General features: G+C 41.7%; 11 protein-coding genes, 1 tRNA gene and 1 pseudogene. 11 read left to right on the top strand and 2 right to left on the bottom strand.

Annotated elements, in window-relative coordinates:
* The first annotated feature begins 258 nt into the window (after positions 1 to 258).
* The 4 genes from VB654_RS17560 to ccsB all read left to right on the top strand — a co-directional run bounded on the left by VB654_RS17560 (position 259) and on the right by ccsB (position 4,354).
* Positions 259 to 339, top strand: a tRNA-Leu gene (locus VB654_RS17560).
* Between the two features lie 147 nt (positions 340 to 486).
* Positions 487 to 1,125, top strand: a complete 639-nt coding sequence (locus tag VB654_RS17565; RefSeq protein WP_323215103.1) for a chorismate lyase — start codon at positions 487 to 489, stop codon at positions 1,123 to 1,125.
* Between the two features lie 290 nt (positions 1,126 to 1,415).
* Positions 1,416 to 3,167, top strand: a complete 1,752-nt coding sequence (locus VB654_RS17570) for a DUF3352 domain-containing protein (RefSeq protein ID WP_323215104.1) — start codon at positions 1,416 to 1,418, stop codon at positions 3,165 to 3,167.
* A gap of 131 nt (positions 3,168 to 3,298) precedes the next feature.
* A complete protein-coding gene (ccsB, locus tag VB654_RS17575) occupies positions 3,299 to 4,354 on the top strand; it encodes a c-type cytochrome biogenesis protein CcsB (protein WP_323215105.1) in 1,056 nt (351 codons plus the stop codon).
* 81 nt (positions 4,355 to 4,435) lie between these two features.
* On the opposite strand, the pseudogene VB654_RS17580 reads toward ccsB, so the two are convergent.
* Positions 4,436 to 4,825: pseudogene (locus VB654_RS17580) on the bottom strand (hypothetical protein); the annotation flags it as partial.
* Positions 4,826 to 5,154: 329 nt separating this feature from the next.
* Between VB654_RS17580 and VB654_RS17585 the strand changes: the two are divergent.
* The gene (locus VB654_RS17585; RefSeq protein WP_323215106.1) at positions 5,155 to 5,469 is read left to right on the top strand and encodes a KGK domain-containing protein; all 315 of its coding nucleotides are present in this window, start codon (positions 5,155 to 5,157) and stop codon (positions 5,467 to 5,469) included.
* A gap of 90 nt (positions 5,470 to 5,559) precedes the next feature.
* On the top strand, positions 5,560 to 6,546 hold the full coding sequence (gene tilS, locus VB654_RS17590; RefSeq protein ID WP_323215107.1) for a tRNA lysidine(34) synthetase TilS: 987 nt from the start codon (positions 5,560 to 5,562) through the stop codon (positions 6,544 to 6,546).
* A 102-nt stretch (positions 6,547 to 6,648) separates the two neighbouring features.
* Here tilS and hmpF read toward each other — a convergent pair whose 3' ends face one another.
* Positions 6,649 to 8,409, bottom strand: coding sequence for a pilus motility taxis protein HmpF (hmpF, locus tag VB654_RS17595; protein ID WP_323215108.1), 1,761 nt, complete (start codon positions 8,407 to 8,409; stop codon positions 6,649 to 6,651).
* Positions 8,410 to 8,813: 404 nt separating this feature from the next.
* Here hmpF and VB654_RS17600 point away from each other — a divergent pair, with 404 nt between their 5' ends.
* The 5 genes from VB654_RS17600 to VB654_RS17620 form a co-directional block, all read left to right on the top strand.
* Complete coding sequence (locus VB654_RS17600) at positions 8,814 to 10,037, top strand: response regulator (protein WP_323215109.1); 1,224 nt, start codon at positions 8,814 to 8,816, stop codon at positions 10,035 to 10,037.
* 173 nt (positions 10,038 to 10,210) lie between these two features.
* The gene (locus VB654_RS17605; protein ID WP_323215110.1) at positions 10,211 to 10,576 is read left to right on the top strand and encodes a response regulator transcription factor; all 366 of its coding nucleotides are present in this window, start codon (positions 10,211 to 10,213) and stop codon (positions 10,574 to 10,576) included.
* Positions 10,577 to 10,583: 7 nt separating this feature from the next.
* Complete coding sequence (locus VB654_RS17610; RefSeq protein WP_323215111.1) at positions 10,584 to 11,114, top strand: chemotaxis protein CheW; 531 nt, start codon at positions 10,584 to 10,586, stop codon at positions 11,112 to 11,114.
* A 16-nt stretch (positions 11,115 to 11,130) separates the two neighbouring features.
* A complete protein-coding gene (locus tag VB654_RS17615) occupies positions 11,131 to 14,082 on the top strand; it encodes a methyl-accepting chemotaxis protein (protein ID WP_323215112.1) in 2,952 nt (983 codons plus the stop codon).
* A gap of 75 nt (positions 14,083 to 14,157) precedes the next feature.
* Positions 14,158 to 14,376 (top strand): Hpt domain-containing protein (locus VB654_RS17620; protein ID WP_323215113.1); only part of this gene is annotated, 219 nt, incomplete at its 3' end.

Raw genomic sequence — 14,376 nt, forward strand, 5'->3', positions numbered from 1 at the left:
TGGCTGCGGTGTCTTGACGGATTTTAACTAGATTAACAATATTGCATCTGCTAGTCTGGAGCCAGTTTGCCGAATTAGGCTTTTTTGAGTGCGGTTTGCATCTTAGTTAAAAAGCCACTGGATTTTTGCTCTTGATATATCATCCTTTCAAGGATTTGTTTTCACTTCCATTGAAAATTTTGGTAATTTTTGCTAAATCTCAGTATTTTCTCACTATTTTTATTTTTTTGTGCTATGCTTTATTTCTGGACAATCAGCGCGGATGTGGCGGAATTGGTATACGCGCACGCTTGAGGTGCGTGTGGCTTTGCCTTGCGAGTTCGAGTCTCGCCATCCGCATTTTTATGTGCTTATTTTGAGTCGAAAGGACGCGATCGCGTCCTTTTACGATTTCTGGGTCAAAAATTATCTCTGTACTTGTGAGCTTGCTATTGAAAGCAAAATTTTTGTGCTTTGATAGAGATAGATGAACTTTTGTAAAGAAAATTGACAGCAACTTTTACAAGCACAAACAACTCAACATTACCGACAGCATGGCATCGCCTCACTCCGATTTGGCAAGGTGGAGAAGAAGTGATCCAAAACAGTTTGCCTCACTCACAGTTAGCACCACCGTGGCAATTGTTACTTTTAGGTGACGGCTCGCCTACAAGACATTTACAATTACTCACCGGAGAACCGACAGAGGTGGATGTGATTGATATGTCGTTGATTGGGATGAACTCAGATCATGCACCCGACTTAATTCAAGCTGTACCAGGGCCACGACTGCGACGACAGGTATGGTTGCGTACCGCATCAGGCCAGCGATTAGGTTATGCCACTTCATGGTGGGAAGCAAGTCATATAGATGAGTTTCTGCAAAATCGGTCACTACCAATTTGGGCGAGTTTAGCTCGCATCCGGACAGAGTTATATCGAGATATTCAAGGAATATACTACGGCTACTCAGCTGCACTAGAGTCGGGTTTTGAGGTTTCGGGTCCTTTTTGGGGTCGTCATTACTTGTTTTGGCATCATGGACAGCCTCTAACTTTAATATATGAAGTTTTTTCGCCTTATTTAACCAAATATTTGGGAGACACAAAACTGAATTCTGCTCATGGAAAAGATGGAGCCACTTAGTATTAGTTAAAGACAACAATAGATAAAATTCGTGACCGTATAGTGCAAAAACTCACATCGTAAAAGAAGAGTAATGGTTGTTAAGTAACCGGAAGTTTAAATTAATTTCTTACTCCCCCTTGCATCCTGCACCCCTGCCTCTTTCGGTCATGGCTTGCAGGTTTTGAGAGTAAGTTATACTCTCAAAGTGCTGGGAAGAATGGATGTATTGTTGCAGAATTGATCCATCAAGGAACTATCCCAGAAAACTTGTCTGCTCAATGTAACAAAAGGATGAGGTATTGCTTTCGATGTCCCTGCCTATTGTGTCTGTTATAAAAAAGAAAACAAAAAAACCGTCTCTGATGCTAACACTATTAGCGGCTGGATTATTAATTGGTGTGGGCAGTGCCGCATACTGGTTTTTAAACCTGAGACAAACATCTTATAAAGACTTGCCGGTAGGCGCAAATATTATTCCTCAAGATGCCCTATTTACGGTTTCTTTAACTACAAATCCTCAAGAATGGCAAAAATTGCAGGAATTGGGAACAACACAAGCTCAAGCAGAAATAAAGAAAAATTTAGTCCAATTGCGCGATCGCTTTCTCACTAATAATGGTTATGACTTCCAGAAAGATATTGCTCCTTGGGTGGGCGATGAAGTCACCCTAGCAATTTTGTCCCCACCAACTCAACCTGCACTCAAACCAGTAGAGAACAATGGCGATGCTGCTAACGCTCCACAGTCGATGGTAATGGTATTACCCATTAAAAACCTAGACGCAGCTAAAAGCATCTTGGCAGAACCCAAAACCCTCAAAAAAGGTAAATGGATTGAGCGCACGTATCAGGGAATCACCATTAAACAAACTGACAGTCAATCAGGGGAAAAGCTTTCATCTGCATTACTTGACGAACGGTTTTTAGTGATCACTGATCATCCCCAAGCCACAGAACAAGTAATTGATACATATCAAGGTAAAGCATCCCTAGCAGCAGTGGCAGGGTTTGTGGAAAACTTTCCCAAAATCTCCAGTTCTCAATCCTTTGCTCAGTTTTATTTAAACGTTCCCATAGCCGCTAAAATAGCTGCTGCGGCTCCTAACCGTGCTTTACCTGCTCAGGTTTTAGCTCAACTACAAAATAACCAAGGTTTAGCAGGGTCGATGATCTTAGAACCGAAAGGAATACGCTTCAAAGGCATTTCCTGGCTAAATCCCAATAGTCAGCGTGTCCTGAAAGTGGAAAACAATGCTGGGACAATGCAAAACCGTGTACCAGCCGAAACCTTAATGATGCTTTCTGGCGGAAACTTACAACGGTTTTGGGAAGATTATGTCTTAACATCACAAAAAAATCCCCTCTCCCCCATCTCACCAGAACAGCTGCGAGGTGGTGTCAAGTCACTGACTGAGATGGATTTAGATCAAGATTTTCTCAGTTGGATGCAAGGTGAATTTTCTGTTTCAGTGATTCCCAATAGCTCAAATGATAATTCTGCTCAGGATTTCCGAGCAGGTTTGTTATTTATGGTACAAGCAAAGGATGCCTCTAACGGCAAAAGCTTACGTAAGTCAGCTGAAGCATCTTTAAAGAAACTGGATGAGGTGATGAAAAATCAATACCAGTTCCAGATTCAACCGGGTAAAGTTGCTGGTCAACCAGTGGTGAATTGGATTACACCCTTTGATACTTTAACTGCCAGTCGTGGTTGGTTAGATGATGATATTGCTTTTTTGGTAGTGGGCGCTCCCATCACAGATAAAATTGTCCCTAAACCTGATAAAACTCTAGCTGCGTATCTGCCATTTCAGCAAACTGTTCCCACAGAACCTAACCCGACAAATGGGCAATTTTTCTTGGATATGGAAATGGCTGTGAAAAATTTTACTCTCAATAGTTTATTTCCTAGCCAACAAATTTTTCTAGATGCTACCAGCTCAATTGGAGTGACATCTGCTGTTAGCGACAATCGCAGTACTCGTTATGACATTTTTATAGTCCTCAAAAAAGGTGAAACTTCAGCAGTTTTTCCTAGTTCCTCTCTGGGTGTCAAGTAAATCGCGTTTTTACAAACAAAAGTGAGTAATCCGGAAACAAGACTAAAAACCCTATGTTATGGCTCTGTAAACGGATAGGATCAGAACAGTCAGCATCAATATTTTAATCAATCAACTGGGGAGAACACTTTATGAATCTGGTTGAACTCCAGAACTGGCTGGATAATGCCACTTTTGCTGTATTATTTCTCACAATGCTGGTGTATTGGGGAGGGGCAGCTTTTCCGAATGTACCCGCTCTGGCGACTTTGGGAACTGCGGGGATGGCGATCGCTAATTTGTGTATAGCTACCTTATTAGGGGCGCGATGGATCGAAGCTGGTTATTTTCCTCTCAGTAATCTGTACGAATCCCTATTTTTCCTAGTTTGGGGTATTACTGCTGTGCATCTGTTTGCAGAGAATACTAGCCGTAGCCGCTTAGTAGGAGTTGTGACTGCACCTGTAGCAATGGGGATAACTGCTTTTGCTGCCTTAACTTTGCCATCAGAAATGCAATCAGCAGAACCCTTAGTACCTGCGCTCAAGTCTAATTGGCTGATGATGCACGTTAGTGTGATGATGTTGAGTTATGCCGCTTTAATGGTGGGATCATTATTAGCGATCGCCTTTTTAATTGTGACTCGCGGTCAAAATATCCAACTCCAAGGCAGTTCTGTTGGTACTGGCGGTTATCGCAGCAACGGCTACCGCTTGCACAAAGCTGGTGAACTCGTTACTCAACCAGCGACACCCCCGACGGAAAATAATGGTTTTTCTCGCTTTGAAAATAATAATGGCAAGGGTAATACTGCTGTTTTAAATTTGATCACAGCTACTGAGTTGCCTACTGTCGCAACTGCCGAAGAACTACTTTCGCCACAGCGTCTTAGCCTAGCTGAAACCCTAGACAATATCAGTTATCGCGTCATTGGACTAGGATTTCCCCTGATCACTATTGGCATTATTGCCGGTGCTGTTTGGGCTAATGAAGCTTGGGGTTCTTATTGGAGTTGGGACCCCAAAGAAACCTGGGCGTTAATTACTTGGTTAGTTTTTGCCGCCTATCTCCACGCCCGAATTACTCGCGGTTGGCAAGGTCGTCGCCCCGCAATTTTAGCCGCCAGTGGCTTTGTTGTCGTTTGGGTTTGCTATCTCGGTGTGAATCTTTTAGGTAAAGGTTTACATTCTTACGGTTGGTTTTTCTAAATCAATACAGTTCAGTCCACAACCCATATTTTTAGAGACGCATGAATCGCGTCTCTTTCCGTTTTATAGAAAATTTCATATTTATTCAGTTAGCCAGAAAGCAACATTACGCACATAAGCTTTAATATCTTCTAAAGCACGTGGTTCTGTTTTCATCCCATCTCCTGGTAATTCATCCACAAATGTGGGACAGCCTTGATTAATGTCCCAGTTGTAATCTACGAAATGGTGGAAACTGGAGTTAGCGACTACACGCCCGACTCGATTACCCTGTGCGTCTGTATAGTGGTCGAGTGCTACCACTAGATTGAAGTCCCGACCTGTAGCCAAACTTTTTCCTAGTGCAATGACTCGCGCATTGAGTTTTTCTGGATGCACTCCAATACCACCCTCGTGGGGATGCGTGGGAAAAAATTCAATCCTTCCAGAAGGAGAATGAGGATTTTTTAACAGTTCGTGAATAGGTTCTACTATCTAATGCAACATTGTAAGTTGCTAAAAATGCGTAACTTCAGATACCAAAATTTCTGGGAACTGAAATTAATATTGCGCCTGTGTCTAATAATTTACTCTTCCCATTATTAATTTTAATTTAACGGCTAATTGTCAAAATAAAGGAATATGGATAAAATGTAAGCACTAAAAAATTAGGGTGAATTAAGCTCATATTCAGGTATTTATTGGATCAATGAGTTAATTAATACATTTAATTAAACGCCATCTATCTAAGAAAAGTATTATTTATTTGGGCTGAACATCTATCTCTATGGAAACTATAGACTTAGTGATAGGAGATTTATATGGAAAATGGATTTGAGCGACTAAATCATGATGAAGTTGTGTATGTAAAACCAGATATTTTTAATAATTTAGATGTTTCAGGCACATTTAAAGTTCATGATTTGATATCAGCAATTAAACAATACTTAGGCGCAGAAGGGACAACTGAAGAAAGTCTGTATAGCCAAGGATTAGATTGTGAAGTTTTAAAATTTAGTGCTGAGGGTTGGAAGAAAGGAAAAGTGAGACTTTCTTTAGAATTTTGTCCTGATGAGCCAGAATTTCCCTTGGAGGAAATTTATCAACAACTTGAAAAGATGCAAAGCCAATCATAGATAATAAAAAACATCTGGATTTGTCTAGCAACTACCAAGGAATTTATACTCAGAACTCAGCACGTTGCTATATGCGGTTAATTAACAAAGATGGTATGGACTCCTCTACACGCAAAAATACATCGTACCATTCGCTCACGCCACTTATTTGAGCGTCAGCAAAGGCTATTGGTTGCGGTTTCTGGTGGTCAAGATTCTTTGTGTTTAATTAAATTGTTGTTAGACTTACAACCCAAATGGCAATGGGATTTAGGTATCGCTCATTGTGATCATCGTTGGCGTACTGATTCACAAGCTAATGCTGATCATGTGGAAAAATTAGCGAAAAGCTGGGGTGTATCTTTTTATTTAGAAACGGCAACACAGCCGTTAAATAGTGAAGCGGCGGCACGTAATTGGCGATATGCAGCTTTGAGTGCGATCGCTCAAGGAAATAATTATCAGTATATCGTTACAGGACATACAGCCAGCGATCGCGCCGAAACTCTGCTGTACAATTTAATGCGCGGGACTGGTAGTGATGGGTTACAAGCATTAACTTGGCAACGGCCGTTAACTGCGGATATTTTTTTAGTGCGCCCGCTTTTAGAAATAATTCGTCCACAAACAGCGCAATTTTGTCAAGAGTTTCATCTCCCAGTTTGGGAAGATTCTACCAATCAAGATGTTAAATATGCCCGCAACCGCATTCGCCAAGAGTTAATTCCATATTTACAAACAAATTTTAACCCCAAAGTCGAATCAGCCTTAGCCCAAACAGCAGAACTGCTGCAAGCCGAAGTGGAATATTTAGAACAAACTGCCCGGAAGTTGAAACAGGAGGCAGTGCAAGGGGAAAATGAGGCGGAATTGAGGTTAAATCGTCGGGTGTTACAGACAGCACCTTTAGCGCTGCAACGTCGCGTCATCAGGCAAATATTACAACAAATTCTCACTGACGCACCCAGCTTTGAACATATTGAAAAATTAACGGCTTTGATTATAGCGCCAAACCGTTCACAAACTGATCCATTTCCTGGGGGTGCGATCGCTCAAGTCCAAGGGGATTGGATTTGCGTCACTAATCTTAACTTTTGACTCAGCACTCAAAACTCAGCACTCAAAACTCAGAACTCAGCACTCAATACTCAGAACTCAGCACTCAGAACTCAGCACTCAGAACTCAATACTCAGCACTCACTAAGAAGCCAGTAAGTCTGAATGAGTCATCAAATTTTGGAGAGTGTGACGCATTTCATTAATAGTCTGGAGTTGATGCTCACCAGTTTCTTGAACTTGAGCTAAAGATTCCGCAATCTCTTCCAGCTGGTGTCGTAATCCGTCGAGACGATCTTGAATTGGTTGTAACATTTCTTGATAAAGATTCACACGACCCCAGCATTCAGCAGTTGCTGTTCGCAGTGATAGCAAGTTTGTTTCTATTTCCTGACATTCTTGCTGCTTTTCATTCTGCTCTTGAATTTGATTGTCAATCATCCCTTGATCCATCTCAATAGCAGCACGTATCTGGGAAATTTCATGTTCTAAGTTTTCCAATTCTTGCGACTGTTGCTGGCGCTGAGTTTTCATTTGTAACAAGATTGGCGCAAAGTCAACTTGACTATCTTCTTCTGTCTGGGTGACAGCATTTCCTTGTCGTTTCAAAAGTATATTTTCATGTTGCTGAATTAATTTTTGCCGTTGTTGTAAATTGCGGCGTTGTCCTACCAATGTTTCATTCAACATTTGATAGAGGTCTTTTTCGTCCGCCAGTTCTGTTTCCAAATTGATTGTGTCTTCTTCACCTGGGGTGTTGATTTGATTTTGCAGTTTTTCTATGGTTTCTTGTTTATATGTCAGTTCTTGCTCCTGATCATGGACAAAACTAGAATCCATTTCCAACTTATACTTCAGGTCTTGTATTACTTGTTGTAGCTCTTCCAAAGACATATTTTCTAGAGCTTCTACATCAACTTGCTGACTTAGTACTACATCACTAGAAGTAGCAGCTAAAGAGCGAATTTGTTGATGTAACATATCTTGATGTTGCAACTGCTCTTTAACTATCTGCACATAATTTTCCTTACTGGCCAGAGTGGCGGTATTCACTTTTAATTGAGCTTTTTGCTCTGCGAGAAAATCCCGTGCTTGTTGCCATGCTGTTTGGCGATCGCTTAAAGTTTGCGATAAGTGCTTAATTTCTTCTTCTTGTTGAGTCGCTACAGTTCTTTGCTGCTCTAGTTTTTCCCAATATGGATTTAAAATAGCTTGCTGGCTTTCGACTAATTCCAGAGCTAGGTTCAGGTGTTCCCTGACAATTTCCGTGGGTGCAACTCTATTAGACAAGCGCTCAAGTAACTCGCTCATCATTCGACTTTGCTCTTCATCTAAAACTTGACCCTGTGGAGAACCAGTTTGAGATTCCTCTAAGCGGCGTTGTTCACCCCGTAAATGCTCCCAAGCTCCCTCTAGTTCCTGACGATTACGTTCAATATCCGCCTGTAACTGTAAAATTTGCTCGCGGTTGGTTGCAACTTCCTGTTTCTGTGAATCCAGACGTTGAAACTCTTCCTCCATTTGTTGTAAATGTTCTAAACGAGCCTCCATATCCATTTCCCGGCGGTTCATTTCTTGCGCCTGAAATGTTAATGACTCCTTCCACTGGTCAATTTCATCTTCCTTGAGCTTAAATTTTTCCAATTGACGGGAAAAATTTTGCAAAATGTTCACTAATGGTCTTCCAGCTTCTTGAATCCTCTGTACTTGACGATTCGGATTTAATTCCACCAGCACCAGTGCGCCATCATTTAACTTACTAGCGTCCTCAGCACTAATTGCGTCTTCCGACACAGTACTCCAATTCTGGTCGGTTCGCTGACACGCTAGCAGTTTTAGTTCAGTTTTAGCTCCACCACTGAGTAAGCCGCCTTTCTGCTTTTGTACTTCTGCTAAATACAGCACACCGTTTGTCCTCTTGTGTACTTGATGTCCGTTTTGGGGAATATATCTGAGATAATACTGCTAATTCGTTTCAATTTTACCTAAATTTAAGGAAATAAACACAGACAAAACTATTCGTTAACCTAAGATCAACGTCTTGATATTTATAGCAAAAATTTGGTTCCGCTTTTACATTCTGTCCTGATGGCACTAATCATGACTTCCGTGTTAACACTAGGTTTAAGAAAAATTATTACAAAATTTTACGGAAAAGAGCTAAATATATACCCTGATAGAGACTAGTTGTAAAGGAAATAAGATGTTGAGTACTAATACCCGAATCATCTGCTAAAAAAGTAGAACCTTATAATGAACAAATTTAACAGAAAATGTCACTGGAATCATCAGGAGAACCTTGAAGCTCAATGCAGGGAAATTTAAATGAAATTGATATTCGCAGTATCCTGCAATTGATTGAGTTAGGACAGCGAACTGGGCAACTTTTGGTGAAAGCCTGCTTTCACAATAGCGACAAACTCACAAATCACGAAACAGCCAGACATCACCACGGGTGGAACAGCGACCAACAGTTTTGGTTTGTCTTCTTTCTTAATGGTCAAATTATTTACTGTCAACAAGGCGATCCGAATTTGTCACGGATTGATGATTATTTACGTCATTACCGTATCGAAACGCGACTTGATGAACAGCAACTGGCTTCCCTTGGTTCACAGAATGCACCAGAATATGGCTATCTCTGGGCATTATTAGAACGGAATATCATCGATCCCAAGATAGGCCATAGTATCATTCGCAGTTTGGTGTATGAAGCGCTCTTTGACTTGCTGAGTTTACACCAGGGTAGTTTCATTTTTCGGCAGGGTGCAACGCTGACACCGCAACTAACCAGCTTAGAAATTGCCCCCTTAATATACAAAGTCACACATCAAATACAGGCATGGAAACAGCTTTATCCACATATTCAGTCTTCTGAACAATTACCAGTCCTGGCTGATATGGTTCAACTGCAATCTTCACTTCCAGAAGCAACCATCAATAAGCTCAAACATTGGGCAGATGGTAAGACGACCTTGCGTCAGCTGGCGCGACATCTAAATCGAGATATCTTAACAGTTGCCAAAGCAATATATCCATACGTGCAACAGGGTTGGCTACAATTAGTATATTATCATACAAATGATGCCCCGAAACGTCCCAAAAAGTCAAGATTTGATGACAAAGAGCAAGTGCGAGTCGTATGTATTGACGATACCAAAACAATCTGTGAAACTGTAGAGTCTATCCTTAAACCACAGGGATACGAAGCGATCGCTTTAACTAATCCCTTAGAGGCCATTAGTCTAATTTTTCAACTCCAGCCAGATTTAATCCTCTGTGACATTGCTATGCCGGAATTGGATGGTTACGAAATTTGTGCCATGCTGCGGCACTCTACCGCATTTGAAAATATACCGATTATCATGCTAACTGGTAAAGATCAATTTATAGATCGTGTCAGAGCGACGATGGTGGGAGCGACGGACTATTTAACCAAGCCCTTTGGGGATACTGAGTTACTCATGCTGGTAGAAAAATATGTAAACGTACAATCTTATTCAGGGACTCTCACAAAATGTCACACTTACTAATTCCATAAAATCTTGGTCAAAAGATGTTATTACAGAATCAGCTGGTTCAAGTACCGGGTTATTATCTAATACATTAGTGAAACAATAAAATTAATTTATACACTAAATATTTTTGGGGGGATCAGGGAATGTTCCAAGAAGGAACCTCTACATCAGGAGGTAGATAGGCATTTATGAGTACAGTTCTGATTGTGGAAGACAGTCTCGCACAACGGGAGATGATTACAGACCTCCTGAAAGCAAGTGGTTTAATAGTTACCCATGCCAATGACGGAGTAGAGGCATTGGAGGCAATTCAATCTGCCCCTCCAGATTTAGTGGTATTGGATATTGTCATGCCTCGAATGAACGGCTATGAAGTGTGTCGTCGGTTAAAATCTAACCCAAAAACCCAAAATGTCCCTGTGGTCATGTGTTCTTCTAAAGGTGAAGAATTTGACCGCTACTGGGGTATGAAGCAGGGTGCGGATGCTTATATAGCCAAACCGTTTCAACCAACCGAATTGGTAGGAACAGTCAAACAACTGCTGCGAGGATGAAAACAATATGGTTAGCAAGCCAGACTTTTTAAGTGGTAGTGGTCAAGACCAGTTTCGGCCAGAATTACAAGTAGAGAGTCCTGAAGGTGAATTACATTTGCGGTTTTATATTCCCTCAGAGCAGGAGTTTGCACTACCCGCCACTGGGATTCGAGAGGTTATGGAACTTAGCCCTGATAGAATCACCCCGATTCCTAATGCTTCTCCTTTACTTTTGGGTACTCTAAATTTACGAGGTCGAGTGATTTGGGTAGCTGATTTGGGTCAATTTCTGGGTGAATCAACCGCATTAAATACAGATAAAGCAGAAATTCCGGTGATTGCGATTGAAGAACAAGACACAATCGTTGGTTTGGCGGTAGAAAAAATTGGTGGTATGGACTGGCTAGATATCCAGAATTTAATGCCTCCAACTAATTTACCGGATACTATGACTCCGTTTTTACGTGGAGAGTGGTTAATAGATGCTAATAATAAACAGTGTTTAAGACTGCTAGATCAAATGGCAATTTTGCGGAGTGCGAGGTGGGCAGGATGAAATTGGGAGGTAGTAAATGGCAACTAGTTTAAACGATCATCTAGATTCATATAATCAGGCTTGTACAGCCTATGCACAACAAAAGTATGACATCGCTGCCACTTTAGTTGACAAAGTGCTGCAAAATATGCCAGATGACCCTAACTGCCATTTATTAAGGGGTCATATCTACTACGTTTTGCAGCAGTACGATGTTGCACAGGAAGAGTACCAAAAAGTATTGCAATTGTCTGATGATAAAGAAATTATTGGTTTTGCTAATGGTGGTTTAGCAAATATCAATTTAGCCCAAGAAGGGCTAGAGCCAGAGATTGATACTGGACAGAATCATCAACCAGAACCAAGTATTTTTACCGCAAGTTCTGATGATTTAGAACCTGAATCACCAGAATTAGAAGACTTGGGAGTAAATTCCCACCTAAATAACAACAGCCTTGAATTAAATTCCTTAGAACCACTACCGCCATTTGTAGATGTAGAACAGCTATCCGCCAATCCATTTGAAATTCCCTCAGAGACTATTTCATTTAATCCAACACCAGATTCCACAGCACCATTTAACGAAGATCCTTTTGCTGTGAATCAAAATCAAAGTGAGGCAGAATCTCATGCCAACATCAAAGATGAGCAGGTTGAATTAGATTTACCCCTTTTCTGGCAAGAGGAGACTGGAGCCGAAAGGGTGAAGGAGCCAGAAAATAGTAGTAATTTGTCAGATACTGTCACAGATGAGTCTAAGGACGGAACTGACCTAATTTATGATGAAAATGTAGATGATGCCGCTTTTGCCGAAATTGACTTTTCAACGAGCCATATTTCAGCAAGTACTCCTGAACTGGTGACTGAAGAGTCAGAAGCAGATGTAAATATAGCAGATTACGACCTGCAAGCAACATATACCCAGGAAGAAGAAACCGAAGTTTTACTAATGAAACAGGAGAATCTTAAGCATGGTTCGACAGCACCTAATGACTTGAGCCACAATTTTCAAGATGATTTTCCTGAATCTGAGTCTAGTAATTGGTTAGAGAAAATAGAAGTTGAAGAACAATTTTCCAGTCTTAATGGTAGTTCTTCGCCTAGAGTCCAGCAAATTTCTCATGATGCAACGGTAGATATAAACGACTTTAATAATGATTTTGATTTCGAGGCATTTCAATCTGCTTTTGGATCTGAAGAAGAAACAAGCAATCTCCTAAATGGCGAAAATTCTCAAAGTAATATCGATTTTTTAGATGACTTTGGTGAATTTGATGATTTAACGAACATTCCCGAATTTGATGTCGCAGAAACAGATTCTAGCTTTGATGATGTCACCATGCTTTCGGGGACGCTAAACAGTAGTGGTAGCAAACCCAGTCAAGACGCGAGCCATTACGCCCAAAATCAACCCAGCGATAGTATTCACCCTGAAACGAATCGGGACGATGAACTATTTTCCATTACCGGTTCAGATAGTGGCGTACAAGAAGCAGCCCCGACGTTTATCGAAACAGATGACTCGGAAGCAGTACCAAACGTCAGCATTGAGCAAGGCTGGTTAGCACCTTTAGAAAATGCTTCCCTAGACGTGAAGCCCTGGTTTGTCGCTGGCACAGTAGGTATTTTCTCAGCATTAGTTGTAGCTACAGTTAGCTTTACAACTATCAACTTTGCTCCACCAGAACAACGAACATCAGTGAGGAATACAGGCTGGGCTATGTCACTAGCTGCGGGTATTGCTGGTTTCGGTACAGCAGCCTTTATGGGCAGTTTGACGCTCAAGCAAATTCGCCGTACCACCAAGGATCTGCAAGCTCAATTTGATGCAGTCCGTCAAGGTAATTTGAATGTGCAAGCTACGGTATATTCCGAAGATGAATTAGGGCGCTTGGCTACTGGCTTTAATGAAATGGCACGTGTAATTTTTACAACTACATCGGATGCCCAACGTAAAGCGGTGGAACAAGAAGAAGCCAAAGAAAACTTGCAGCGCCAAGTTATTCGCCTGCTGGATGACGTAGAAGGCGCAGCTAGAGGTGATTTGACAGTTCAAGCTGAAGTGACAGCCGACGTATTAGGAGCCGTTGCCGATGCTTTTAACCTGACAATTCAAAACCTCCGGGATATTGTTCAACAAGTAACAGTAGCAGCAAAGGAGGTGACAAAAGGTGCAACTAACTCAGAAACATTTGCGAGAGCCTTATCTAGTGATGCCTTGCGACAAGCAGAAGAGTTAGGAGTAACCTTAAATTCTGTACAGGTGATGACTGACTGTATAAAAAGGATCGCTGAAGCCGCACGAGAAGCAGAAATCGTGGCCGGTGATGCCAGCGCGATCGCTCTCAAAGGTGGGGAAGCAGTGGAAAATACTGTAGCAGGGATTTTAGAAATTCGGGAAACGGTAGCGGAAACAACCCGCAAGGTGAAACGACTAGCCGAATCTTCCCAAGAAATTTCTAAAATTGTGGCGTTAATTTCTCAAATTGCCTCCCGGACAAACTTACTAGCACTCAATGCCAGTATTGAGGCAGCCAGAGCTGGTGAGGCCGGACGTGGGTTCGCAATTGTCGCCGATGAAGTGCGTCAACTAGCAGATAAATCAGCCAAATCTTTAAAAGAGATTGAACAGATTGTAATGCAAATCCAGAGCGAAACAGGCTCAGTCATGACCGCAATGGAAGAAGGCACACAACAGGTAATTAAAGGCACTAAATTGGCAGAAGAAGCCAAGCGATCGCTCGAAAATATTATTCAAGTAGCGAATCGAATTGATACTCTAGTGCGCTCCATTACCAGCGATACAGTAGAACAAACGGAAACTTCCCGTGCCGTAGCCCATGTTATGCAATCGGTGGAACTCACAGCCCAAGAAACCTCCCAGGAAGCCCAGCGCGTTTCTGGAGCCCTACAACTGTTAGTAGGTGTTTCCGGCGACTTGATCTCCTCCGTAGAGCGTTTCCGCGTGGAAACCCTCGAATCCAAGTAATTAATTGGTCATTAGTTATTAGTCATTAGTAAATGACCACAGACCACTCAGTACTCAGGACTCAGAAGTTTTATTATGCTGCCGGAACAACAACAGCGGATTTTAGGTTACTTCATCGAAGAAGCCAGAGACCATCTGAATACGATTGAGCAGGGGTTAATGAACCTCCAAAGTACCTTGGAAGACCCGGAAATGGTCAACGAAGTTTTCCGGGCGGCTCATTCGATCAAAGGAAGTGCGGCTATGCTGGGGCTGAATAGCATTCAGCAGACCTCCCACCGTCTGGAAGATTGT

Origin of the sequence: Nodularia sp. UHCC 0506 (assembly GCF_034931045.1) — a bacterium.
In the GTDB taxonomy this organism is placed as follows: Bacteria; Cyanobacteriota; Cyanobacteriia; order Cyanobacteriales; family Nostocaceae; genus Nodularia.

Coding starts and splice junctions, on each gene's coding strand:
- VB654_RS17570 (WP_323215104.1), top strand. CDS start 1,416: ATGTCCCTGCCTATTGTGTCTGTTATAAAAAAGAAAACAAAAAAACCG.
- VB654_RS17605 (WP_323215110.1), top strand. CDS start 10,211: ATGAGTACAGTTCTGATTGTGGAAGACAGTCTCGCACAACGGGAGATG.
- VB654_RS17610 (WP_323215111.1), top strand. CDS start 10,584: ATGGTTAGCAAGCCAGACTTTTTAAGTGGTAGTGGTCAAGACCAGTTT.
- VB654_RS17600 (WP_323215109.1), top strand. CDS start 8,814: ATGCAGGGAAATTTAAATGAAATTGATATTCGCAGTATCCTGCAATTG.
- tilS (WP_323215107.1), top strand. CDS start 5,560: ATGGTATGGACTCCTCTACACGCAAAAATACATCGTACCATTCGCTCA.
- VB654_RS17585 (WP_323215106.1), top strand. CDS start 5,155: ATGGAAAATGGATTTGAGCGACTAAATCATGATGAAGTTGTGTATGTA.
- VB654_RS17615 (WP_323215112.1), top strand. CDS start 11,131: ATGGCAACTAGTTTAAACGATCATCTAGATTCATATAATCAGGCTTGT.
- ccsB (WP_323215105.1), top strand. CDS start 3,299: ATGAATCTGGTTGAACTCCAGAACTGGCTGGATAATGCCACTTTTGCT.